Annotated in this window: 25 protein-coding genes and 1 pseudogene; 15 read left to right on the top strand and 11 right to left on the bottom strand. The window is 65.2% G+C overall.

What is annotated here, in order from left to right; all coding sequences use genetic code 11:
• The first annotated feature begins 59 nt into the window (after window positions 1–59).
• Window positions 60–506, top strand: coding sequence for a hypothetical protein (locus tag AC07U1_RS17525; RefSeq protein ID WP_495178148.1), 447 nt, complete (start codon window positions 60–62; stop codon window positions 504–506).
• A gap of 161 nt (window positions 507–667) precedes the next feature.
• Here the strand turns inward: AC07U1_RS17525 and AC07U1_RS17520 are convergent, their stop codons facing one another.
• Window positions 668–1,015, bottom strand: a complete 348-nt coding sequence (locus AC07U1_RS17520) for an endonuclease domain-containing protein (RefSeq protein ID WP_495178149.1) — start codon at window positions 1,013–1,015, stop codon at window positions 668–670.
• Between the two features lie 348 nt (window positions 1,016–1,363).
• On the opposite strand from AC07U1_RS17520, the gene AC07U1_RS17515 reads away from it, so the two are divergent.
• From AC07U1_RS17515 to AC07U1_RS17495, 5 genes are all read left to right on the top strand, one after another.
• A complete protein-coding gene (locus tag AC07U1_RS17515) occupies window positions 1,364–2,149 on the top strand; it encodes a hypothetical protein (RefSeq protein ID WP_495178150.1) in 786 nt (261 codons plus the stop codon).
• Window positions 2,150–2,612: 463 nt separating this feature from the next.
• Window positions 2,613–3,617, top strand: coding sequence for a hypothetical protein (locus AC07U1_RS17510; protein ID WP_495178151.1), 1,005 nt, complete (start codon window positions 2,613–2,615; stop codon window positions 3,615–3,617).
• A gap of 289 nt (window positions 3,618–3,906) precedes the next feature.
• Window positions 3,907–4,188 (top strand): hypothetical protein, encoded by a 282-nt coding sequence (locus tag AC07U1_RS17505; RefSeq protein WP_495178152.1) that lies wholly within the window; start codon window positions 3,907–3,909, stop codon window positions 4,186–4,188.
• An 8-nt stretch (window positions 4,189–4,196) separates the two neighbouring features.
• A complete protein-coding gene (locus tag AC07U1_RS17500) occupies window positions 4,197–4,418 on the top strand; it encodes a hypothetical protein (RefSeq protein WP_495178153.1) in 222 nt (73 codons plus the stop codon).
• Window positions 4,419–4,462: 44 nt separating this feature from the next.
• Window positions 4,463–5,011, top strand: coding sequence for a GNAT family N-acetyltransferase (locus AC07U1_RS17495; RefSeq protein ID WP_495178154.1), 549 nt, complete (start codon window positions 4,463–4,465; stop codon window positions 5,009–5,011).
• 8 nt (window positions 5,012–5,019) lie between these two features.
• Here AC07U1_RS17495 and AC07U1_RS17490 read toward each other — a convergent pair whose 3' ends face one another.
• Window positions 5,020–5,337 (bottom strand): hypothetical protein, encoded by a 318-nt coding sequence (locus tag AC07U1_RS17490; protein ID WP_495178155.1) that lies wholly within the window; start codon window positions 5,335–5,337, stop codon window positions 5,020–5,022.
• A 630-nt stretch (window positions 5,338–5,967) separates the two neighbouring features.
• On the opposite strand from AC07U1_RS17490, the gene AC07U1_RS17485 reads away from it, so the two are divergent.
• Window positions 5,968–9,234, top strand: coding sequence for a hypothetical protein (locus AC07U1_RS17485; RefSeq protein WP_495178156.1), 3,267 nt, complete (start codon window positions 5,968–5,970; stop codon window positions 9,232–9,234).
• Window positions 9,235–9,268: 34 nt separating this feature from the next.
• Here the strand turns inward: AC07U1_RS17485 and AC07U1_RS17480 are convergent, their stop codons facing one another.
• From AC07U1_RS17480 to AC07U1_RS17455, 6 genes are read right to left on the bottom strand one after another with little or no spacing between them, the layout of a single operon-like run.
• Entirely contained in the window at window positions 9,269–9,655 is a 387-nt protein-coding gene (locus AC07U1_RS17480; RefSeq protein WP_495178157.1) for a DUF1801 domain-containing protein, read from the bottom strand.
• Window positions 9,652–10,089 carry a DUF1801 domain-containing protein gene (locus AC07U1_RS17475; RefSeq protein WP_495178158.1) on the bottom strand — a complete coding sequence of 146 codons (438 nt, stop codon included), beginning with the start codon at window positions 10,087–10,089 and terminating at the stop codon, window positions 9,652–9,654. Before AC07U1_RS17475 ends, AC07U1_RS17480 begins: the two co-directional genes overlap by 4 nt.
• A 3-nt stretch (window positions 10,090–10,092) precedes the next feature.
• Window positions 10,093–10,302 (bottom strand): hypothetical protein, encoded by a 210-nt coding sequence (locus tag AC07U1_RS17470; RefSeq protein WP_187139470.1) that lies wholly within the window; start codon window positions 10,300–10,302, stop codon window positions 10,093–10,095.
• Between the two features lie 11 nt (window positions 10,303–10,313).
• On the bottom strand, window positions 10,314–10,739 hold the full coding sequence (locus AC07U1_RS17465) for an SRPBCC family protein (protein WP_495178159.1): 426 nt from the start codon (window positions 10,737–10,739) through the stop codon (window positions 10,314–10,316).
• A complete protein-coding gene (locus AC07U1_RS17460; protein ID WP_492740256.1) occupies window positions 10,736–11,059 on the bottom strand; it encodes an ArsR/SmtB family transcription factor in 324 nt (107 codons plus the stop codon). Before AC07U1_RS17460 ends, AC07U1_RS17465 begins: the two co-directional genes overlap by 4 nt.
• 57 nt (window positions 11,060–11,116) lie before the next feature.
• Window positions 11,117–11,788 carry a TetR/AcrR family transcriptional regulator gene (locus tag AC07U1_RS17455; RefSeq protein ID WP_495178160.1) on the bottom strand — a complete coding sequence of 224 codons (672 nt, stop codon included), beginning with the start codon at window positions 11,786–11,788 and terminating at the stop codon, window positions 11,117–11,119.
• A 95-nt stretch (window positions 11,789–11,883) separates the two neighbouring features.
• On the opposite strand from AC07U1_RS17455, the gene AC07U1_RS17450 reads away from it, so the two are divergent.
• On the top strand, window positions 11,884–13,035 hold the full coding sequence (locus AC07U1_RS17450; protein WP_495178161.1) for an acyl-CoA dehydrogenase family protein: 1,152 nt from the start codon (window positions 11,884–11,886) through the stop codon (window positions 13,033–13,035).
• Window positions 13,036–13,044: 9 nt separating this feature from the next.
• Here the strand turns inward: AC07U1_RS17450 and AC07U1_RS17445 are convergent, their stop codons facing one another.
• Window positions 13,045–15,147, bottom strand: coding sequence for a TonB-dependent receptor plug domain-containing protein (locus AC07U1_RS17445; RefSeq protein ID WP_495197759.1), 2,103 nt, complete (start codon window positions 15,145–15,147; stop codon window positions 13,045–13,047).
• 372 nt (window positions 15,148–15,519) lie between these two features.
• Here AC07U1_RS17445 and AC07U1_RS17440 point away from each other — a divergent pair, with 372 nt between their 5' ends.
• The 3 genes from AC07U1_RS17440 to AC07U1_RS17430 all read left to right on the top strand — a co-directional run bounded on the left by AC07U1_RS17440 (window position 15,520) and on the right by AC07U1_RS17430 (window position 16,434).
• Window positions 15,520–15,726, top strand: a complete 207-nt coding sequence (locus AC07U1_RS17440; protein WP_056349747.1) for a cold-shock protein — start codon at window positions 15,520–15,522, stop codon at window positions 15,724–15,726.
• Between the two features lie 2 nt (window positions 15,727–15,728).
• Window positions 15,729–15,986, top strand: a complete 258-nt coding sequence (infA, locus tag AC07U1_RS17435) for a translation initiation factor IF-1 (protein WP_056349745.1) — start codon at window positions 15,729–15,731, stop codon at window positions 15,984–15,986.
• Between the two features lie 253 nt (window positions 15,987–16,239).
• The gene (locus tag AC07U1_RS17430; RefSeq protein WP_056349743.1) at window positions 16,240–16,434 is read left to right on the top strand and encodes a hypothetical protein; all 195 of its coding nucleotides are present in this window, start codon (window positions 16,240–16,242) and stop codon (window positions 16,432–16,434) included.
• On the opposite strand, the gene AC07U1_RS17425 is transcribed toward AC07U1_RS17430, so the two are convergent.
• Both AC07U1_RS17425 and AC07U1_RS17420 read right to left on the bottom strand, forming a co-directional pair.
• Window positions 16,431–17,693 carry an RNA polymerase sigma factor gene (locus tag AC07U1_RS17425; protein WP_495197758.1) on the bottom strand — a complete coding sequence of 421 codons (1,263 nt, stop codon included), beginning with the start codon at window positions 17,691–17,693 and terminating at the stop codon, window positions 16,431–16,433. The genes AC07U1_RS17430 and AC07U1_RS17425 overlap by 4 nt on opposite strands.
• A 125-nt stretch (window positions 17,694–17,818) precedes the next feature.
• Window positions 17,819–18,178, bottom strand: a pseudogene (locus tag AC07U1_RS17420) (YciI family protein); the annotation flags it as partial.
• A 310-nt stretch (window positions 18,179–18,488) separates the two neighbouring features.
• Here AC07U1_RS17420 and AC07U1_RS17415 point away from each other — a divergent pair.
• The 4 genes from AC07U1_RS17415 (at window position 18,489) to AC07U1_RS17400 (ending at window position 23,521) form a co-directional block, all read left to right on the top strand.
• The gene (locus AC07U1_RS17415; protein WP_495178164.1) at window positions 18,489–19,469 is read left to right on the top strand and encodes a diguanylate cyclase; all 981 of its coding nucleotides are present in this window, start codon (window positions 18,489–18,491) and stop codon (window positions 19,467–19,469) included.
• 67 nt (window positions 19,470–19,536) lie between these two features.
• Window positions 19,537–21,114, top strand: a complete 1,578-nt coding sequence (locus AC07U1_RS17410; RefSeq protein WP_495178165.1) for a carbon-nitrogen hydrolase family protein — start codon at window positions 19,537–19,539, stop codon at window positions 21,112–21,114.
• Window positions 21,114–22,340, top strand: coding sequence for a threonine synthase (locus AC07U1_RS17405; protein ID WP_495178166.1), 1,227 nt, complete (start codon window positions 21,114–21,116; stop codon window positions 22,338–22,340). The genes AC07U1_RS17410 and AC07U1_RS17405 overlap by 1 nt, the downstream gene beginning before the upstream one ends.
• 209 nt (window positions 22,341–22,549) lie before the next feature.
• Window positions 22,550–23,521, top strand: coding sequence for an NAD(P)H-dependent flavin oxidoreductase (locus tag AC07U1_RS17400; protein ID WP_495178167.1), 972 nt, complete (start codon window positions 22,550–22,552; stop codon window positions 23,519–23,521).
• The last annotated feature ends 15 nt before the right edge of the window (window positions 23,522–23,536 follow it).

Here is a 23,536-nt window from a genome sequence, read left to right as displayed (position 1 = left end):
CGCCTTAAGCAATTGAAAAGCACGCCATGCGATCTTCCGCTCTCCGGGGGAGAATTGCCATGCGCCAATGCACCATCGCCATCCTGATCGCAGCGGGCCTTGCCCTGACCGGTTGCGCCAAGCCGTGGGAACCCGAACGCGGCCCCGGGCCGCTCAAATTTGTGGACGCCTGCCCCGGCCGCAAAGCGCCCGTCGTCGCCGACTTCGGTCCGCAAGGTGTCACCGCCGCCTATCATTTCGTCGTGACGGGCGCGTCAGAAAAGGAGATCGCCGCCCTGATCGACCGCGCCGAAAAGGCCGGGCTGGAGGTCCATCTCGCCTCGCTGACGATCGTCATGAACGGCACCGACGCGCTGTTCGCCAGCAGCAAGGCGCCGCTGCTCGACCAGCCCGCGGTCGACGCCGAATTCGCGGCGATCTGCGCGATCAAGGTCCGGAGCACCCACCTGACCAACGTCCAGTACAACCGCGTGGGTATCGAGGATCAGTGGATCCGGATTCGCTGAGCGAAGCACCCGGCCCCTCTACCGCCTCGAGGCCCGCTCCCTTTCGCTTCGCGACAGGGAGGATTTGGCGCCGTCCTCAAAAATCCTCCCTGTGCCGAAGGCATGGGGAGGGGGACCGCCGCGAAGCGGTGGTGGAGGGGCGATAGCGCCGCCCCTTCGCCTCAACGCAACGTCACCAGCGCAACCACCCCCGCCACAACCCCATCCACGTCCCGCAACACATCCGCAGCCGCCACCCGAACCACCACAAACCCCTGCCCGCGCAACCAGTCGTCGCGCACCGCGTCATGCTCCACCCGAAAATCATGCGCCAACCCATCGACCTCGACAATCATCCGCGCATCGGGCGCATAAAAATCCGCCACATAGGCCCCCACCGGATGCTGCCGCCGAAACTTCGCCCCACCCGGCCGCCCGCGCAACCGCTGCCACAACAGCACCTCGGGCGACGACATAACCCGCCGCAACCCCCGCGCCTTCTTGACGGTGGCTTTAGAAGTCTGCCGCACCCAAGCCTCCTCCCCAATCCTCCCTGTGGCCGAAGGCCATGGGGAGGTGGCAGCGCGAAGCGCTGACGGAGGGGCAAAAACGCCGGCGCCGCCGCCCCTCCACCAACGCCTGCGGCGTCGGTCCCCCTCCCCATGCCTACGGCACAGGGAGGAAGTCAGAAACCCAAACCCGCGCCACCCCGGACCAAACAAATCCTCCCTGTCGCGAAGCGATGGGGAGGGGGACCGCTCGCGAAGCGAGTGGTGGAGGGGCGATGCGACCGCGCAACAATCACCCAACATTAGCTGGACTGAATTTGCTTGTCGTCCTAGCCTCCCAATTCTGCACGTCGGAGTTGGGAGGGAACTATGTCGGTCGCAGTAAAAATCCCGAAGAAGGTTCAAGACCGTCTTCTCGCAGGCATCAAGAAATACCAGCCGATTGTTCGCAAGCTTGTCGCCCGCGATATTTCGGAGGCGGACACCGTCACTGTCATCAAGGACATGCTCAACGACATATTTGGCTATGACAAATATGTCGAGGTGACGAGCGAGCAGCAGATCAGGGGGACGTTCTGCGACCTTGCCATAAAGGTCGAAGGCAAAATCCAGTATCTATGCGAAGTGAAGTCAGCAGGCACGACGCTGAACGACAACCACCTTCGCCAAGCCGTCAACTACGGCGCCCACCAGGGCATCGAATGGGTCATCCTGTCGAACGCTATCGTCTGGAAAATCTATCGGATCAAATTCGCCCAGCCCATCGAATGGGAGGAGGTGCTTTGCTTCGATTTCTCGCAGATCACCAGATCAGCCGACGACATCGCAAAACTCTTCATGCTTTGCCGCGAAAGCATCAACAGCGAAACATTGGACGCATTCCATCGGCAGGCGCAGATTGTGAATCGCTACGTCATCGCTGCGACGTTGTTATCCGACGCCGTGATCGGCTCGATCAGAAAGGAGTTTCGGCGAATTTTTGACGGCCTAAAGGTGACAGACGCCGATCTCCGGGTAATCCTGGCTAACGAGGTCATCAAGCGCGACGCGCTCGACGGTGACGGCGCTACGGCGGCCAAAAATGTGATAAAAAAGGCTGAGAGCACCCAACGCCGACGCGCTGCGAAGGCAGCAAAATCCGCGGCACCAGAATGATAGGTTATCCGGCAAGGACTGTTAGATTCACGAGTCTTGGGTAGCCCAATCTGTTGCGAGCAATTGGCCTCTCGTTTGAGGCCCCTCCCCAAGTGGTAGGGGAGCTGCTATAATCCAAGTCAATCCGAGTTCAGCGTTGGTGACTTTGGGTTTTACGATTGGAGATGTTGGAGCGTGGTTGTTCGTTCTCTGGGCCTGCATTGAATTGTATTTCAATATCGATGCAAAAATGGAGGCGTCTATGAAAGCTGCGTTCAAAACTGGTATGGAAGCTCTCGCGGTTCTGTGGGCCTAGTTGGGACGAGCAACCACGCTATCAACAAGAAGATCCGAATGCCCAAGGTCGGGCTGAGAGAACGCGAGGGGCGGTGCAAATCCGCCCCCCCACACTCAAAAACCCCTTTCCTAAAAAACACCGATATGGTTCATTCTATCAGTTTCACCTAACCACAGGAGCGACTCGATGGAAAACCTTGCCCACAACCCCGCCGACATCCCGGCCCCCGCCAGCTATCACTGGACGCTACGGCTCCAGCGCGACTTTCTCGAGCATGTCGCCACCACCGGCTCGGTAACGATCTCGGCGGCGCGCGTCGGCATGTCGCCCGCCGCCGCGTACCAGCTCAAGCAGCGGCCCGCGGGCGCGGCGTTCCGGCTCGGCTGGGCGGCGGCGGTGCTGATCGCGCGGGGCCGCCTCGCCGACGAACTGCTCGACCGCGCGATCTGGGGGCATGAGGAGACGACCACCATCCTGCGCGAAGAGGACCGCAGCTTCGTCAAGCGCCGCCGCACCGACGCGCGCCTCGGCCTCGCGATGCTCGCGCGGCTCGACCGCATGGTCGAAACCCGCGCCCGCGCCGGCGAGGAGATGCTGGCGCAGGTCATCGCCGGCGACTGGACGGGCTTCCTGTCGCTGTTCGACGCCGCCGAAACCGCGCGCACCACCACCGCCGCCGGGGACGCGTCCGAAACCACCCCCGACAGCCCCGACGCCGACCGGGCGGAAGGCATGGCCGCCGCCCTCGCGCTCTGGCTCGCCGGCCGCGACAACCGGGCCAACCCGCTCGCGGCGCTGTGGCGCGGCAGTGCGATCGCGGATGAAGTTGCGCAGTTTTCCGACGATTTCGACGACGACGTCGACGTCGAACAGACCCCCGAGAAGGAAGCCGCCGAGATGACCGTCTGGCACGACGACGAACGCGGCGAATGGCGCACCAACTTCCCGCCGCCCGAAGACTTTCTCGGTATCGAGGAAGGCCAGTTCGGCGACGAGACCTATGAACGCACCCTCGACACCGACGAAGAGGAGGCGATGGAAGCCGCACGCGCCGCCGAAACCGCCCCGCTGCGCACCGCCGGCGAAGCCGCCCGCCGCGCCTTCTTCGGCCTGCCGACGCCGGCGAACGACACGGAAAAGACGAAAGAACAGGATGTTTCGCGCAAAGACGCGAAGACGCGAAAGCGTTGAGACCTGAAGGGCTGTGTTCGGGCGAAACGCGACGTTCCATTTCCCGTCACCCCGGGCTTGACCCGGGGCCTGCCTTGTCTTTGATCCGGCGCCGCAAGAAGGCGGGTCCCGGGTCAAGCCCGGGATGACGATGATGGAGGCGTCCGCTCCCCACCGAAAAGCCGCCCGCCCCGCACCTTACAATCGCGCCCCCGCATCCCCATATCTCTTCCATCGCGGCACGCCTTTCCGTAAGCCGCCGCGACTGAGAGACAGGCGTGCGCTCCCGCTTACCGACAGGAGCCGTCCCATGGACCAGCCGCCCGCCAGCCCCGCCGTCACGCGCCGCACCAACAGTCCTTTCCGCAAGCGCGGCACCCCGCTGCCGTCCGCCGACGCGCGGCGCCAGGGCGACATCAGCCAGCTCGCCTATCTCCAGATGGGCGGGCGCGATCCCGCCATCGCCTTCCTCAACAGCGACCATGACGCGCTCGGCGGCCGCCCGCTCGCCATCGCCACCGCCAGCGCCGAGGGTTATGCCCGCGTCGCCGGGGTCATCCGCGCCTGGACCGCGCCGGCGGACGCGGCATGAGCCGCGCCATGAACGTCACGCTAGACGAAGCCGGGGTCACCGACATGTGCCGCACCGCGGGCGTCGCGATCAGCGCGATCGAGCCGTTGCCGAACGGCGGCACCCGCCTCGTCTGCGTCTCGCCCGACGGCGCCGACCAGATGCGCCGCAAGCTCAAGAAACATCTGATCGACGGCGAGGTCGCGCGCCACCGCTTCTACCGCGCGCCCGGCGCACCCGGCGGCTACTGACCGGGCGGTTGACGCAGGCGCGGCGGGCGCGGCATGGCGAGCCCATGTTCACCCACCGCCCCTTTACCAGCCGTCTGGCCACCCCTGCCGACCTCGATGCTCTCCGCACCGTCATGGCCCTCGCCATCGCCGAACTGCAAAAGGGCTTCCTCACCCCCGAACAGATCGCCGCGAGCAACGCGGTGATGGGCCTCGACACCCAGCTGATCGCCGACGCGACCTATTTCGTGATCGAGGATGCCGACGGCGCGATCGCCGGCTGCGGCGGCTGGTCGCGGCGCGCCACCCTCTATGGCGGCGATCACAGCAAGGACCTGCGCGACCCCGCACTGCTCGACCCGGCCACCGACGCCGCGCGTATCCGCGCCATGTACACCCACCCCGATTTCGCAAGGCGGGGCGTCGGCCGCCTGGTCATGGCGCTGTGCGAAGACGCCGCCCGCGCCGCCGGCTTTGCCCGCGCCGAAATGATGGCGACGCTGTCGGGCGAACCGCTCTACCGTGCTTGCGGCTATACCCCGATCGAGCATGTCGCGGCGCCGGGACCCGACGGGGTCACCGTGCCGCTGATCCGCATGGGCAAGTCGCTCTGACCGGCGCGCTAATCCGCGACCCAATAATCGGCGGCGCCACCCGGCTCGCCGCCGCGACGGCAGACGATCTCGCCGTCCAGCGACAGCTCGGCCCAGCCGCCGATCGGCTCATGCTCCATCATCGCCAGCGCCGCCGCGACATCGGGCGCCTCGAACGCGACACGCTTTTCCATCCCGAACCACCGGTCCTCATAGCGCAGCACATAGGTCGTCGCCGCGCTCGCTTCGACGGGCGGCGGCGCGGCATCGGGAGCCTTGGCGGCAGGGCGCGGCAGGCAGTCGCAGCCGCCATCGCGGCCTTTCGGATTCTGCTGGGGGAGCTTCAAAGGGGCAAAACCTTCGTGGGGGGATCGAAGGGGCGGCATGCGCGACGGGTCGCACGCACCACCGGGCGGACAGGATCAAACGGCTATGGCATCTCCACTGGCGGGCCGGTCGCGGCGCGCAGGCGCGGCGATGCCCTTGAAAATCTATGCTATTCCATCGCCGTAAAAGGGAAGCATTCTATGCTTCATCGACGGGTGGCCCCTCCGGATCGACCAACGACCGGCGTCGGTCGGGCGGGGGCGCGGTGCGAGCGGGCACCGGCTGGCGTTTCCGGATCGGGAGCATGGGGCATTTTCTCTGGTTCAGGCGGCGGGGGAACCGCGCTGGCCGACGGCTTGTCGCGCTGCCATGGCGTCACCGCAAGGATGTTACGGTGTACTCTCCGCGACATGGCGATTTCCTCTGCCCGTGTCGGTGCGGGCGTCGCCCCCTCGCCCGGATCGACACCACGACAAAAATCGCCGCAGACCGACAAACTGCACAATTTGACGAAACAAATATCCATGTCCGGCATAGTTTTTTCGGGGAATATTTCGTATTGGGATAGTGTAGAAACACGAGTCGCCTGACTGGGGGAAGGGCTTATGAAACTCTGGTTTTCTCTAATCATCATCGCCGCATCTTTTTCTATGCTGCATTTTATCATCGCACCCGCCCTGGAAAAGAGCTGGAAGACCAGCGGGAATATCGGAAAATTTGCCAAATTGGGGACGATCGCCGCGACGAAGACGCTCGCCGACTTCCTGAAAATTGCCCTGATCGTCTTTGGCATTGCCTTCCTGATCTTGACCATCCTGTCGTTGATAGCCCCCGTTTTCGGCGCCGGGCTGCTCGATGCCAGCTACGGATTTGTCGCCTGGCTCCACGCGCTCACCGAACCGGTACGCACCTTCCTCGGCGGCGCGATCTTCTGGATCGCCTTGCTGGGACTATTCTGGTGGGCGTGGCGGATGAAGAAAGGCGATCTGACCAAAACGCTCGAAACCGAGCGGCGGCGACAGATCGACGTTCTGCTGGCGGAAAATGCGACGCTAGCGGACCTGCCGCCGACCGCGGACATGGACAAGCTGGCACAGAATATCGCGACCTGTGACATGCTCGCCGCCGACCTCGCCGGCACCCCGGATGCGGGCGCGCAATCCAAGTTGAAGCAACTCCTCGAATTGCGCGACGCGTTGGTTTCACAATATGCCTTTCTCGATGTCGATCGCCGGATCGACCTGTCCGACGTGTCGATCGCCGACCCCGCGCCGGCAAAAGAGGGTTTCTGGTCCCGGTTGCGCCTCGGGCTTTTCAGCAAGGGCATGCAGAAAAGCCTCTCGGCGTCGGACAAGTTGCTGAGACGCGGCGGCATCGCGGCCGCCTGCCTCCTCGTCATCGGGGTCGGCTCGCCCGTGCTCGCCAATGCCGGGCTTGTCCCTACGCTCGGTTCGATCAACGACATTCAAGTCTATCGATCGCAGCAAGCGGCTCAGGATAGCCTCAAAAAGATCGCCAGGGCCGCGGTGCAGGAACCGGCCGATGCCTTGCCGGCCGCCAGTTCACCGGTACCGAATTATCGTCTGGCGGCCGAGCAGTTCGCCCGCGCCCTTATCGCCTCGTCCGACTGGCGTTCGTCGGTGGCGCGGGCTCAGCCGGACCTTGCGGCGACCACGGCGCGACGGGTGGACCTGCTGGTCGAAGAAGTCGCGATCCGCGACAATATCTTGCGCCAATTCTCGTCCAATGCGGCCGAGCGCGCGATCCCGATCCGGGGGGTCGGCTTTGGCGAAGCCGACGCCATGCCCGAAAGCGCGCGCCGACAATATGGCGAGTTTCGCGATTTTGTCGCTCGCAACGCGGCCGCGCCGCAGGGCAGCCCGCTCGTCGACCGTATCGAACGGTGGATGCGGGCGAAGGCGGAGGCGTCGCCCGCCTTTCGCCAACGGCTTGCGGCCGGAATGGCGTCTTTTCGACAGCCCGCGACGCTCGGCGACATGTTCGGGACCGTATTGGAGGAAACGCTGTCATCCTCGCTCGACGCAGCGCTGCCCGATCCCGCCGACCGTGCGCTCTTCGCGGGTCAAGCGGACGACGCGGCGCGCAAGGGCTTGCAGGACCCCGCATCGCGCATGGTGCAGGTCAAATTGACCGAGTTTCTGGCCGATATCGAATCGGGCCGTGGCTACGCCGATGCGATGGCGCGCGTTCAGGCCCGTGGAAACGTCCCCGCTCTGTTCACGCAGGCCGACGCCGTGCGCGCGCGCGCCGCGGTGGTCGATGGTGATCTCAACATGGCACGCGTGGCCGCGACGGCGGATGATCTTCACCCCAGTCTGGAGAAGAGGAATTCACCGAAAGCCACGACGCGTGTCGAACGTGCCGTGTCGCAACTGCGTCCAGTCGTCAGCGGCGGCGACGACCTGCGGCGGGCGATTGAAGGCTCGGCCGGTTCCTATGAGGATCTCTTTCCCGGACGCGCACAGGCACATGCCGAATCACCGCTTGGGCGCGCGCTTGCGCGAATTTACGGCTCGACGACCGAACTTCCTGCCGCGGTCGCCGAGGCTGCCAGTGGCGGTTTTGGCGGCGGTGGCGGCGGAAGCGCGGCGTCCGGCGACCGCCCCGGCAACACGCGCATGGCATCGCGCAGCTTCACCAGGCTGCGCGGTTCGGTCCGCGTTGGCGGGGTCCTGATCGGTGCCGATCCGACCGCCGGCGCGCCCCTCGACGTTCGTGACATCGGCTGGCGTGTCGACGGCGCCACGCTCGCCCTGACGCTCAAACTCGCGGACCGGACAATCGATGTCGGGCGCTTCGACGGCGAGACGGTCCAGCAGGCGCTCGCCTATGCCGCCGACGAGCGCCCGACGACGGTGACCATGACCTCGGGGCCGCTGATGCCAAAAATCCTCCGCGTTCACCTGCATCCAAGCCTCGTCGATACCGAACTCGGTTGCCACATGATCGAACTCGATCGCTTCGTCGACACCGCCACCGGCGACTGGTCAGATCGGTCGCTCTGGTCGAATATGGTGAACACCCAGTTGGCCGTCTACAACGCCGCCGCCGGCGACCGCGGCGCACTCGGGATGTTCGACGGCGCCGAAGCGCAGTTGTTCACGGCAGCGATAAACGATGCTTTTCCTGATAGTTGGCGACAATCCGACGCCGCCCAGTCGGTGTTCGCGCACGACACCCAGCGCTTCGACATGGACCTCGTGGGCCAGATGAAGCAATGTCGACCGAAGGCCGCCGAAGGACGCGATGCGTATATGCGCTGCGTCGCCGAAAGCTTCACGACGAAGCCGCCGCAGCCTTTTGCGATTTGGAGCGGCGTCCGCGAAGCCACCTATCCGTTGACCGTCGCCGGTCTGACGCCGACCCAGGCGTCAGCCGACGGCGATCCGGTGCTGCGTTTCATGCTCCAGGTCGCCTTCGAGAACGAGGTCGAGTGCGAAGACGGCGACTGCCCGGAAGCTGGCGGAGTGCCTTGGGAGTTTCCCGTCATTGCCAAGGGGGTCGGCGACCGCACCATGGCCTTCGCCCAAGGCAACCCCGTGGCGGCGCGGATTCTCGGCAAGGCCGAACAATTCACCGCCTTGCAGCGGCTGTTTCGCGCCGCGCTCTCCGGAGCGCTCGGCCCGAATTTCCCCCGTCACAAATTGATCGCACTGATGCGCGACGCCGCAAAGGCCGACCCGATCGATCGCGTGCCGACGCCAGACTGGAATCAGTCACGCGAAAGCGCGACGATGCTGCTGGCGTTGCTCAAAGCGGAACCCCGCCGGCCCCCCGACGAAAGCGCGCTTGCCGATACGCAGATCGATTTCGTCGGCAGCGTCCTCGAACCCGCCAGCGGCGAACGCTTTTCGGGGACCGAAACGTGCCGCGGCGGCGCCCTCGCCTTGCGTTAGCCGAGCACCCGTTCGCGGTCGGCGCCCCGGCTGGTCAGCGCGTCGCCGGGCCCGCGTTGAGCGCCGCCGCCGCCGCGAACAGCGCCTTCAGCCCCGCCTCGTCGATCGGATCGCCCGCGCCGAAATCGATCGCGCGGCGAGCGTTGCCATCCAGGCTCGCGTTGAACAGTCCCTTCGGATCACTCAGCGCCGCGCCTTTGGCAAAGGTCAGCTTGACCTTGTCCTTATATGTCTCGCCGGTGCACACGATCTTGCCGCCCGCATACCATGTCGGCACCCCGCGCCATTTCCATTCCTCGACCAGGTCGGGGATTGCCGCCTTGATCAGCGCCCTGACCTTCGCCAGCACCTCGCCGCGCCAGTCGCCGAGTTCGGCGATGCGCGCGTCGATCAGCTCTGCCGGGGTTCTCTCTGGGGTCATCCTGCCTTGTCCTTCGCATGCGAAATCCAGCCGGGCAGCGCCGCCGCCTGGCGGATCCAGCTCACCAACAACGCCTCGTCGATCGCCTCATCCTCATGGATATGGAAATAGCGCGCATCGGGGTCCTTCGAGCCGACCGGCGGCACCGGGTCGAGTTGCTGGCCGCGAAACCAGGTCAGCTTGATGTAGCGGTTGAAGCAATGAAAGCACAGGAACCACCCCTGCCCCGGCACCCCGTAAAAGGGCGAGTTCCAGCGCACCGCTTTCTCGACCCCCGGCACCGTCCGTTCGATCAGCGCGTCGAGATTCTTCCCCGCCACCCTTTTCCACCCCGGCATCGCGGCGATATAGGCCTGCACCGGCGCGTCGCCGTCGCCCTTGGCGATCTGCGGATTGCCGCCCGACAGCAGCACGACCTCCTTCTTGCCCGCCATGGCTCAGCCTTTCACCCGCCGCCGCGCGGCATATGGCAAGGCAAAGAGATACAGCCCACTTGCCAGCATCAGGAACAAGGGCGGCAGCGGCAAATAGACGAGCCACATCGGCGGCGCTCCCATCGCCATCGCGGCGAAATTGGCTATCACGGTCAGCGTGAACAGGATCGACAGCCAGCGATGGCCCTGCCGCATAAATTGGCTGAAATTCATGAGCCGCTCCTTCAATCGAGGCGTTCGAGCAATTGCTCGAGCTTGTCGAAAAATTGCTGCCACCCCATGCGTGCGCCGCCGAACGCCTGCTTCTGCTCTGGCCGGAAACCGGTCTGCTCCATACGCAGCAAGGTGCCCTTGCCGACCGGGGTCAGCGTGAAGGTCACCACGCTTTCGAGGTTGAACGCCGCATCGGCACTGGCGTGATTCCAAGTGTAGGAGAGCGTCTCGCCCGGCTCGACCTCGAGCACCTCGCAATCGAGCACCCCGCCCCACTCGCCGCGCAACTGAAAGCGGTGGCCGACGTCGGGTAGGAAATCATTGGCCATCAGCCATTCGGCGATCAAATGCGGCCGGGTCAGCGCGCGCCACAATTTTTCGGGTGGATGCGCGATCTCGCGCTCGACCACGACGGTGCGAACGTCGCTTGTGCTCATTGATCCATCCTCGCCAGCAAATCTTCCAGCTTGTCGAACCGGCTCTCCCAGAAACCCGCCATCCGGCTCGTCCAGTCGACCAGCGGGGCCAGCGCGCTGCGCCGCGCGCTATAATGGGTCAGCCGCCCCTCGGGCCGATCGACGACCAGCCCCGCGGCTTTCAGCACCGCCAGATGCTTCGACACCGCGGGCTGCGACACCCCGGCCAGCGCGGTCAGCGCCACCACGGTCTGCTCGCCGTCACGGCACAACCGCTCGAACAGCGCGCGCCGGGTCGGATCGGCGAGGGTCTTGAACAGAATATTCTGGCGATCGGGCATGAAACGGATAACTCACTGGCTATGGACCTATTCCATAACCAATGAGTTATGAATAAGTCAAGCGCCGCGTGACGCGCCGTCGACCAGCAAGCCGCGCACGATCAGCTCGGCGGCCTCCATCGCATGGTCGAAAGGCGGCGGCGTCCCTTCCCCGCCCGTCGCCTCGACCAGCGGGCGCAAGGCGATCAGCGCCCCCGCGCCATGCGCCAGCAGGGTGAAGGGCACCGCGACCGCGACCGGCCGGAACAGGCCCTGCGCCTGGCCCGCCTCAAGCAGGCTCTGGATCGGCCAGGTCCTGCTGCGGAAGAAACGATCGGCAATGAAGGCCAGCCGGTCGCCGGACGTTGCCCCCTCGACGTTCATCAGCTGGATGATCGCGGGCACCTCAGCCAGCCCGACGACGAAGTTGCGGCACGCGAGCCGCATCCGCCCGACGATGTCGTCGTCGCCCGCGCGGTTGTCCGCGAGCTTCGACATATGCGTGTGGAGCCGATCCATGCCATAACCCACCGCCGCCTCCCATAGCGCCCGTTTCGATCCGAATTTGGCGTTGAGCAGCCCGTGGCTGACCCCCAGCGTCCGCGCGACCTCGCGCACCGAGGTGCCGTCATAGCCTCTGTCGGCAAAGGCGGTCAGCGCGGCGTTCAGGCACGCCGCGTCATCGACCGTCATCTCGCCGATCGCCGGTCGCCCGCGCTTGCGCACCCCCTGCTGTCCCGTCCCGTTCATCGCCGCTTCCTAGCATCGAAACGCCGGGCTTCAAATTTAATTAGACAGATGGTCATTTAATGCTTAGCCTTCTAATTAATAGAGGGAGAGATTCGATGCCGACCACCAGCGACCAGCTCCGCGAACGCGCCCGCGCGCTCGCACCCGCCATTGCCGCCCGCGCGCCGGACGCCGAGCGGCAACGCAAGCCGCACGACGAAACCATCGCCGCGCTGGTCGAGGCGGAAATCCTCCAGATGCTCGTCCCCGCACGCTGGGGCGCCCCCGAATCCGACCTGCCAACGATGTTCGGGGTGGTCGAGGAGATCAGCGCCGCCTGCGTTTCGACCGGCTGGATCGCCTCCTTCTACATCAACCACAATGTCTATGCCGCGAAGTTCAGCGAGGCCTTGCAGCAGGAGATTTTCGGCACGCGCGGCTTCACGCTGATGCCCGGCGCCAATTCGCCGACGATGAACGCGGTGCGCGTCGAGGGCGGCTGGCGCGTCAGCGGTCGCGCCTCATGGGGTTCGGGCGTCATGCACGCCGACTGGGTCTATGTCAGCGGGCTGACCGCCGAAGGGCCGCGCGCCTTCGCTCTGCCCGTCGCCGACGTCCGGGTCGAGGATGTGTGGCACATGACCGGCATGGCGGGCACGGGCAGCAACGACATCGTGATCGACGATGCCTTCGTTCCCAACCACCGCGTCACCAATGGCGTCGAGTTCCGCGCCGGCCCCACCGCGGGCTCGGCGCTCTACGCCAATCCGCTCTATTCGATGCCGCAACTCCCGCTCGCCTATTGCACCGTCGTCGGCGTCCTCTCGGGTGGCTTGGCCGGCATGATGCGCGCCTACCGCGACATCGTGACCAAGCGCGTGCGCAATTTCAGCGGCTCCGTCGTCAAGGACCAGCAGCACGCGCATGTCGCGCTCGGCGATCTCGAACTGCGCACCATGATCGCACATGATCTCGCGCGCGGCCTGATCGAAAAGATCGAGTTAATCCTCCACAGCCGCCCCTTCACGCTCGACGACCGAGTCGCGCTCAAGGGCCATCTCGCCTTCGTCTCGCAGCATGTGCGCGACAGCGCCAATGCGATCATGGCCGCCGCCGGGGCGTCGAGCTTCCATGTCGACCAGCCGCTCCAGCGCTTCTGGCGCGACCTCAACACCGTCTGCTCGCACGCCTTCTGGGACTGGGACACCACCCGCGAACTCGTCGGGCGCCAGCAACTGGGACTGGAGCTCAACCACCCGCTGGTCTGAGCCCTTCCCTCAGTAACGCGCACGCACCCCTAGGAAAAAGCTGCGCCCGGGTTCGGGAAAACCGTCGGTCAGCGCATAATTGGCGTCGAACAGGTTGCGCCCGCCGACACCGAGCGTGATCCGGTCGGTGACGTCGAAATCGACACGCAGCGACGCCGTGACATAGCCTTCGGTCTTGTAATAGACCGGCGCCAGCCCGTTCGCCGACGCCGGGGTCACCGTCGTCCGCCCCGACGCAAACTCCAGGCTCGGCACCACCTCCAGCGCCGCGACCGGCTTCCACGCCACATAGGCAAAGCCCTTGTGCGCGGGCACGTCGGTCAATTCGAACGGGCGGATCAGCCCGCCCGGCGGCGGCGTCCCGATGTCGAAGCTGCGATGGATATAGCTGTAATTGACCCCGGCGTTCAGCGTGCCGCCGAGCCGCAGGTCGACCGCGATCTCGGCGCCATAATAATCCGCCGACCCGATATTCTCGCGCCGGTTGAGGTTCTGCGGCGTCCGCACCGACACCAGGGCATCGTCGATCCAGCTATAGAAGATCGCGCCCGACACGGTCACCGCGCCCATCGCGCTGCTGGCGCCGATCTCGGCATTGGTGGCGCGCTCGGGCTTCAGGTCGGGATTGGCGACCGCGGTCCCGAACTGGCTCGAAAAGCGCTCGAACAAAGTCGGGAAGCGCGCCCGCGACGACAGGCTGGCATGGACCTCGGTGCCATTCTCGCCGCGCCAGTCGATTCGCCCCTGCGCATTCCAAGCGCTGGCGTTGCGCAGCGGGTAGCCGAACAGCCGGTTCGCCCCGGTCGCGCCCGGCGGCAGGCCGAATTCGTCGGCGCGTGCCAGTTCGCGCCAGTCGAAACTGCCGCCGGCGGCAAAGGTCAGCCGCGGCGCCAGCGCCAGCCTGTTCTCGGCGGCGATGCTCCACGTCCGCTCGATGCTGCGCTGGTTGGGCTCGGGGGTGCTCGTCGGCAATCCCGGCCGGCTCGTCTGCGCCTCATTATGTTCGTCGCGGCGATAGTGGAGCGCGAGCGCCAGCCGGTCGTCCTCGCCAAAGGTGCGCAGCGACAGTTCGGCCGACCCGCCATAGGCGTTATCGTCATAGGGGCTGTCGAACGCACGGTTCAGTATCTGCGTCGTCTGCGTGCGGTCGTCGAACGACTGCAACAGGTTCGCCAGCCGGTTGTAATAGGCGCGCGTCTTCAACGTCGCCCGGTCGCCGAGCGCGGTGGTCGACAGGAAATAGACGCTTTCGACATTCCATTCGGGCCATTTCCAGTTGCGCAGCGACACATTGCTGGTGTCGGTGATGTGCAGCGGCGCATTCTTTCGCCCCTCCTGCCGCGTGTAACTCAGCACATATTCGTCGCTGTCATTGGGCGCAAAGCCGATTTTGGCATTGACGCGCCAGTCGCGCGCCCTCGAAAAATCGCGCGCGCCGCCATCCTCATTGACTGTCGGCGCGAAACCGCCCGGCAGATCCCAATGGTCGGTGATGTTGATCGCGTAGCTCGCCTGCGCATAAAATTTGTCCTGCCGCGTGCCGACAAGCCCGAATCCGGTGAAGCCGCCATAATCGAGGTCGGAATCGAGATTGAGCTGCGCCCGCCCCTCGATCTCCAGCGCCTTGGTCGGCGAGCGCGTCACCAGATTAACCGCGCCGCCCATCGCGCCCGGTCCGTCGAGCACCGACGCATAGCCTTTCGCGACCTGGATCTCGGCCACGTCAGGAGTCAGGAAGCGCCCATAATCGAGCCGGTTGTCGGCGGGCAGGTAGACGCGGATGCCGTCGATCGACAGCGGCACCTGGAACCGGTCGAACCCGCGCACGAACAACAGCCGCTCGTTGCGCGACCCGCCCGAATTGCTCGCCACCACGCCCGGGATCAGGCTCGCGGCATCGTCGAGCGTGCGGCGGTCGAAGCGATAGATCGCCTCCTGCCCGACGCGGTCGCTCTCGATCGCCGCATCGACGCTGCGATAGCCGGTGACGACGATTTTCCCCAGCTCGAAGGCGCTGTCGTCAGCGCCGCTTTTGGATGGAGCCGGCGCGACGTCCTGCGCCCAGGCGGGCACAGCGATCAGGCAGGCGGCACTGAGAAGAATCCGGCGCATCATATCCCCTTTATGCGGTCGCAGGCGGTTGTTGCCGCCGCGAATCTATATATCGCGGTATATAGGTCGCCGGACGGGAGCAAGCCGGAAACGCGGCGATCGCCATCGCCTGCGCGTAGCCGCTGCACGTACCACCCCCCTCCTAACCACCGCCCGCCAACCGCCACCTTGCGACCTGACAAAGGATCGCTGGCAGCGAACGCGGTCCAAAACCTTGACTTTTTGCAGCACGCCTGCCATATCGGCTCCGCTAACGTCGCCTGCGACGGAAAATAGATGCCCCCTCGGGGTGGATACTTCCCTTCACTCGCTACCAGCCCTGCCGGTGCATTTGCCGGTGGGTTATTTATGTTTTCGTGAAAGGAAACTCCCATGCCGACCGGCACCGTCAAATTCTTCAACACCGACAAGGGCTATGGCTTCATCTCGAATGAAGATGGTTCGGGCGACGCGTTCGTCCACATCACCGCCGTCGAGCGTTCGGGTCTCGCGACCCTGAACAAGGACCAGCGCATCACCTATGAGCTGGAAACCGACAACCGCGGCAAGACCTCGGCCGTGAATCTTCAGTCGGCCTGATTTTGGCCAAAGAAGAAATAATCACCTTCGATGGTGTGATCGACGAAATCCTGCCCGACGCCCGTTTCGGCGTCATGCTTGAAAATGGTCATCGCATCATCGCCTATACCGCTGGCCGGATGCGACGCTTTCGCATCCGGTCGGTCGTCGGCGATGCCGTGAAGATCGAAATGACCCCCTATGACCTCAGCAAGGGGCGCCTCGTCTATCGCGAGCGCGGACCCGGAGGTCCCGGCGGCGGCGCACAACGACGCCGCTGATTTCCCCAAAAAATGACCTGAATATCACGTCAACGACAACAGAAACTACGAGAGACTATGTTTAATCATTCCAATGCCTTTCCGCATGTCGCGGTTCTTTCTTCGCCCAAGGCCCCGCAGCGGGCCCAGGCATCGCGTCGCTCGCCGATGCTCTCGCGCAGCGAGTTGCGACGGCTGATCGCCGACATGATCGACTGATCGACATACACCCCGGCGGCGGCCCTCCCGGCCGTCGCACAAGGAGAAAACGGCCGTGTCCACCACCAGCGACTTCTATCTGGCCCAGGCCGACAAATGCGCCAGCGACGCGGCCGCCACCTCGCTCACCCAGGTCCGCGATCGCAATCTGCGCGCCGAGGCCGCGTGGCGCTCGATGGCCGAAAAAATCCTCCTGACCGAACAGACCCGCGCCCGCCGTGACGCGGCGAAGGACGAAGCGGCCGCCTAATCGGCGCACGCCGCGGCGCGTGCCTGCAGCCATTCGCGCTCGCGCGCATTGCCCGACAGGGCCGCGGCATCTTCGAACGCCGCCCTCGCCTCGCTCCACCGCCCCGCGCGAAACAGGAAATCGCCGCGCGCCGCCGGCAAGGGCGCGTAATTGCGCAGTGCCGCCGTGCCGGCGATCGCATCGACCAGCCGCAACCCCGCCTCGGGCCCGAACGCCATACTGTGTGCCACCGCGCGGTTGAGCTCGACGACGGGCGACGGCATCACCGTGCCCAGCCGGTCATAGAGCCACGCGATCCGTACCCAATCGGTATCCTCGGCCCGCCGCGCCCGCGCATGACAGGCCGCCAGCGCCGCCTGCAGCGCATAGGGTCCATCGGCGCCGCCCAGCGCCTCGACCTTCGCAAGCGCCGTCAGTCCGCGGTGGATCAGCAACTGGTCCCAGCGCGCGCGATTCTGCTCGTTCAACGGGACAAAAAGCCTGTCGGGTCCTGAGCGCGCCGCCAACCGCGACGCCTGGATTTCCATCAACGCGAGCAGGGCCAGCACCTCGGGTTCCGTCGGCATCAGCCCGGCCAATATCCGTCCAAGCCGCTGCGCCTCGGCGCACAGCGGCGGGCGCACCAGCGCCTCCCCCACGGTCGCGGCATACCCTTCGTTGAAGATCAGATAGATCACCTCGAGCACCGAGCCGAGCCGGACTTCCAGTTCGGCACCGCGCGGCACTTCGAACGCCACCCCGGCCCTGGCGATCGCCTTTTTCGCCCGCGTGATCCGCGCCGCGATCGTGGCCTCGTTCGACAGGAAGGCGCGCGCGATCTCCCCGACCGTCAGCCCGCCGACCAGCCGCAAGGTCAGCGCCGCCCGCGCTTCGGGCGCGATCACCGGATGGCACGCCGCAAAGATCAGCCCGAGCAGTTCGTCGCCGAGCGGATCGGCGATCGCCGCTTCGACCGCGTCGATGCTCATGTCGCCTTCCCTGTCCAGCTCGCGGGCGATTTCGGCATGTTTGCGCTCCCGCATGGCAGCGCGACGCATCGCGTCGATCGCGCGCCGCTTCGCCGCCGCCATCAGCCAGGCGCCCGGCCGGTCGGGCACGCCCGATTTCGGCCATTCGGTCAGCGCGATCAGCAGCGCGTCCTGCGCCAGTTCCTCGGCGCGGTCGACATCGCGCGTCATCCGCGCCAGCCCGGCGATCAGACGTGCCCGCTCGATACGGAACACCGCCGCGATCGCCCGATGGGTTTCGTCCTGCGCCATGCCCGCCTTCTCGGCCAGACGTTCCGGGGAGGCAAGCATGGCGGCAAGGCGCGTTATTCGCCCGCCATCCGGTCGCGCAATTTCTGTTCCTGTTCGATGATCTCGGGGGTCAGCACCTCGCCGAAATCCTCCATTTCATAGAAGGGCCGGATTTCGAGCTCGCTGGGCCCCGGCATCGGGTTCGGACAGCGCTTGGCCCAGGCGACCGCCTCGTCCATGTCCTTGACCTCCCAGACCCAGTAACCCGCGACCAGTTCGCGCGTCTCGGCGAACGGCCCGTCGATCACGCTGCGGTTCGCCCCGTCAAAGGCGATCCTCTTGCCCGCCGATGAAGGCTTCAGCCCGTCGCCGTCGACCATCACGCCGGCGTTGACCAGTTCCTCGTTGAACTTGCCCATCGCCTCGAACATCGCGGTCATCTCGGGCGTCGGGTCGATCCCGCGTTCGCTATCCTCGGTCGCTTTCACGAACACCATTACACGCATTTTCCGTCTCCTTTTCGCCGGGGCCGGCATGGCCTCCTGTCTAGACGACGAACGGTCGGTTGCGGAATCGACAGGTCGCGAATTTTTTTCGTCATGACGCTATGCCGAAGAGCGTTATATGGTGAACCGCGCTTAATCATCTTCACGCGCCGCCGTTAATCGTCGCATGACCACCATTGCACCTTCTTCAGGCGAGCCGGTAGGGCGGCTCCTCGGATGGCTCGGGCTTCGCTCCCCCCGGAACGGCGACTCCCAACCGGCGGCCGAGCCGGGGGGTGTACGCGACCTTGCCCGCCTCACGCGGCGCGACATGGTCGATGCGATCGGCGCCTTCCTGATCGACAATGACCTCGACGTGACGCCCGCAAACCTGATCTTCGCGCACAGCGCCTTTTCGGGCAAGAACCCGCGCCTCGCGCGCCAGATCACCGCGCGCACCGGCAATGGCGGCGTGACGCAGAAATGGCTCGACGAGCTGACCGAAGAGGCCGCCGACAGCTCGGCGCAGGCCGAACTCGAACGGCTGATGGCGCGGCTGGAAACCAATCTCGACGCCTTTCAGGCGCAGAGCAAGTCCGCACACAAGCAAGCCGTCGACTATGGCAGCGAACTCGAACAGCATGTGAGCGATCTCGAACAGCTGCAGAAGACCGGCCAGATCGTATCGAACCTCGCCGACCTCGCCAAGACGATGCTCGAACGCACCCGCAAGGCCGAGGACGATATGCGCAAGAGCGAGGAGGAAGCCAAATCGCTCCGCCGCAGCCTCGAACGCGCCAAGCGCGATGCCGAGATCGACTATCTCACCGGCCTGCCCAACCGCCGTGCCTTCGAGGAACTGCTCGAAGTCCAGTATCGCGAAGCGCAGATGGCGATGGAGCCGCTCAGCGTCGCCTTTTGCGACATCGACAATTTCAAGGCGATCAACGACGCCCACGGCCATGAGGCCGGCGACCGGGTGCTCAAGACGATCGCCGACACGCTGTCGCAAATCAGCGACGACCAGTGCCATGTCGCGCGCCACGGCGGCGAGGAATTCGTCATGCTGTTCCGTGGCAAGAATCCGGCTGCGGCCGCCGAACGGCTCGACCAGGCCCGCGAGCATCTCGCGGCGCGCCGCCTGATCAATCGCAAGACCGACGAACCCTTCGGTCAGATCACCTTCTCTGGTGGAGTCGCCGACATCTTCGGCTTCGGCGACGCGCGCGCGGCGCTCAAGGCGGCCGACGACGCGCTCTACCTCGCCAAGCAGAACGGGCGGAATCGCATCGAGATTGCCGCATCGGTCTAAGGCGTAGTGAACCAATCCCCGCGCCGCCCGTTGGACAGCCTGCCCTCCCCTTCTATATGCAGGCTCCATGGACTCCACCAAAGCCAAGCTCGTCATCCGCAACAGTGCTCCCCGTGACGCCGCCGCGATCGCGCGCCTGACCGCCAAGGTCTATGGCCGCGGCGAAGGCTATTCGGCGGCGCAGATCCGCGGCCAGATCAATAATTTCCCCGACGGCCAGTTCGTCGCCGAATATGAAGGCGCGATCGTCGGCCTCTGTGCGACGCTCATCGTCCCGCAGGAGGCGGTGTTCACCGATCATCGCTGGGGCGCGATCAGCGGCGGCGGCTTTGGCACCAGCCATAACCCCGACGGCGACATCCTCTATGGCATGGAGGTGTGCGTTGATCCCGATTACCGCCGCCTGCGCATCGGCCAGCGCTTCTATCGCAAGCGCCAGGAACTGTGCCAATCCTACGAGCTGAAGGGCATCGCCTTTGGCGGCCGCATGCCGGGTTACGCCCGCCGCCGCCGCAAATATCCCGACCCGCAGGATTATCTCGACGCGGTCATCGAAAAGCAGCTGCGCGACCCGGTGATCAATTTCCAGATCGCGCAAGGGTTCGAGCCGCGCTCGGTACTCCATCATTACGACCGCCGCGACCTCGACAGCGGCGGCCACGCCGTGCTGATGTATTGGGAAAACCCGCTTGAACCACAGGACGCCGCGAACCCCAAGGCGCGCGGCGCGGTCCCCGACCGCCTGCCCGCCTCGGTCCGCGTCGCGACCGTCCAGTTTCAGATGCGCGGCATCTCGAAGATCGAGGAGTTTGAGGAACAGGTCGAATATTTCGTCGACGTCGCCGCCGACTACAAGGCCGATTTTGTTGTCTTTCCAGAACTTTACACGCTGGAATTGCTGTCGATCGAAAAGAAAAAGCTCGAACCGCAAGCCGCGATCGAAAAGATCGCCGACTATACCGAGCGTTATATCGCCTTCATGGAAAAGCTCGCGGTCAGCTATAATATCAACATCATCGGCGGTTCGCACCCGACGCGCAGTGCCAATGGCGACATCCTCAACGTCGCGTACGTGTTTCTGCGCGACGGGTCGGTGCATACCCAGCAGAAACTCCACCCGACCCCGTCCGAGCGCCGCTGGTGGAACATCAAGGGCGGCCACGGCGCCGACGCGATCAACACCGACTGCGGACCGATCGGGGTGATGATCTGTTACGACAGCGAATTCCCCGAACTCGCGCGCCATCTGGTCAACCAGGGCGCGATGATGCTGTTCGTTCCCTTCTGCACCGACGAGCGCCGCGGCTACCTCCGCGTCCGCTATTGCTGCCACGCGCGCGCGGTCGAAAATCAATGCTATGTCATCACCTCGGGGGTCGTCGGCAATTTGCCGAACGTCGAGAATATGGACATTCATTATGCCGAAAGCGCGATCCTGACGCCGTCGGACTTCGCGTTCGCGCGCGACGGCGTCGCCGCCGACACCGCGCCGAACACCGAAACGATCGCGATCGCCGACCTCAGCCTCGCCGACCTGCTCACCAGCCGCCAGAGCGGCGCGGTGCAGAACCTGCGCGACCGCCGTTTCGACTTGTACCGAGTCGACTGGAAGGATGCGCCGACGCCGGGCATCGGGTCGCGCTGATGATCAACGAAAACATCCATTCCGACCGCCCGACCTTCGTCACCCATCTCGAATGTTCGCTGACCGGCGAGATTTACCCGGCGGACCAGCTTCACGGCCTGTCCGCCGCAGGCCGGCCGCTGCTCGTCCGCTACAATCTCGACGCCATTGGCGCCGCGCTGACGCGCGACACGCTGACGGCACGCCCGACCGATATGTGGCGCTGGCGCGAAATGCTCCCGGTTCGTCGCACCGAAAATATCGTTTCGCTCGGCGAGATCGAAACCCCGCTCATCCCGATCCCGCGCTCGGGCGGGACCAATGTGCTCGTCAAGGACGAAGGTCGCCTGCCGACCGGATCGTTCAAGGCGCGCGGCCTTGTGATGGCGGTCGCGATGGCGCGCGAACTCGGCGTGACCAAAATCGCGATGCCGACAAACGGTAACGCCGGCGCCGCGCTCGCCGCCTATGCGACGCGCTGCGGCATCGAAACCATCGTCCTCTGTCCCGAGGAGACCCCCGAAATCAACGTCCGCGAGATCGCCGCCCAAGGCGCACGCGTCTGGCGCGTCAACGGTCAGATCGACGATTGCGGCGCGATCGTCGCACGCGGCGCCGCCGAGGGCCGCTGGTTTGACTTTTCAACGCTGAAAGAGCCCTATCGGATCGAGGGCAAAAAGACGATGGGACTCGAACTCGCGGCGCAATTCGGCTGGGAATTGCCCGACGCGATCTTCTATCCCACCGGCGGCGGCACCGGGCTGATCGGCATGTGGAAAGCCTTCGACGAACTCGAAGCGCTCGGCTGGATCGGCCCGAAGCGCCCGCGCATGTACGCGGTGCAGGCATCGGGCTGCGCCCCGATCGTCCGCGCCTATGAGGCGGGCGAGGAGCATGCCGAACGCTGGGAGGATGCCGCGACCGTCGCCGCGGGCATCCGCGTGCCGCGCGCGGTCGGCGACTTCCTGATCCTGCGCGCCGTCCGCGCGTCAGGCGGCGCCGCGCTCGCGGTCGGCGACCCCGCGATCCTCGCCGCGGTCGACGCAGCGGCGCGTAAGGACGGCCTGCTGCTCTGCCCCGAAGGCGGCGCGACGCTCGCCGCCTATCACCAGGCGATCAGGGACGGCCATGTCGATCCCGACGAGCGCGTCGTGCTGTTCAACTGCGCCACCGGCCTCAAATACCCGATGCCCGAGGCCCCGCAGTGGCTCGACCGGCATGGAGACATCGATCTCTCGGCGCTCTGATTCCAGCACAGACGGTTCCTTTGATCACATCGTCATTGCGAGCGCAGCGAAGCAATCCAGAGTGGTATACGCTACTCTGGATTGCTTCGCTGCGCTCGCAATGACGAGTTCCCTTTTTTGACAATGGCCGGCTCATCGTTCCCCCTTGCCTCGCTTTCCGTTTACGTTAAGGTCAGTTGCAAAGAGCAACCAACCGGAGTGCGTGATTCATGGCCCTTCCCCCGATCTTCGACCGCCTGCGCCTGCCCGTTATCGGTTCGCCCCTGTTCATCGTCTCGGGGCCCGAACTCGTCATCGCGCAGTGCAAGGCGGGGGTCGTCGGTAGCTTCCCCGCGCTCAACGCGCGCCCGCAGGCCCTGCTTGACGAATGGCTCCACCAGATCACCGAAGAACTGGCGGCATGGGACCGCGACAATCCCGACCGCCTGTCGGCGCCCTATGCGGTCAACCAGATCGTCCACAAATCGAACGACCGGCTAGAAGCCGACATCGCGACCTGCGCCAAGTGGAAGGTGCCGATCACCATCACCTCGCTCGGCGCGCGCGAGGAACTCAATCAGGCGGTGCACGGCTGGGGCGGCATCACCCTCCACGACGTCATCGACGATCGTTTCGCGCGCAAGGCGGTCGAAAAAGGTGCCGACGGCCTGATCCCCGTCGCCGCAGGTGCGGGCGGCCACGCCGGCGTCCAGTCGCCCTTCGCGCTGGTCCAGGAAATCCGCGAATGGTTCGACGGCCCGATCGCGCTGTCGGGCGCGATCGGCCACGGCCGCTCGATCCTCGCCGCGCAGGCGTGCGGCGCCGACCTCGCCTATATCGGCAGCGCCTTCATCGCGACCGCCGAAGCCAATGCCGATCCGGGCTACAAGAACGGCATCGTCGAGGGCCGCGCCGCCGACATCGTCTATTCGAACCTGTTCACCGGGGTGCACGGCAATTATCTGCGCGGCTCGATCGTCGCCTCTGGTATGGACCCCGACAATTTGCCCGAAGGCGACCTCAAGACGATGAACTTCGGATCGGGCGGCAACACCAAGGTCAAGGCGTGGAAGGACATCTGGGGTTCGGGCCAGGGCATCAGCCCGGTACGCGGCGTGCTGCCCGTGGCCGACTTCGTCGCCCAGCTTGAAGACCAATATCTCAGTGCGCGCCGCGAGTTGGAGGCGAAAGTTCGGCTTTAAAGGCAGGCCGGCGCC

It is taken from the genome of Sphingopyxis sp. GW821-FHT02C12 (assembly GCF_059421785.1).
This window is presented reverse-complemented; position numbering and strand designations above follow the sequence as displayed.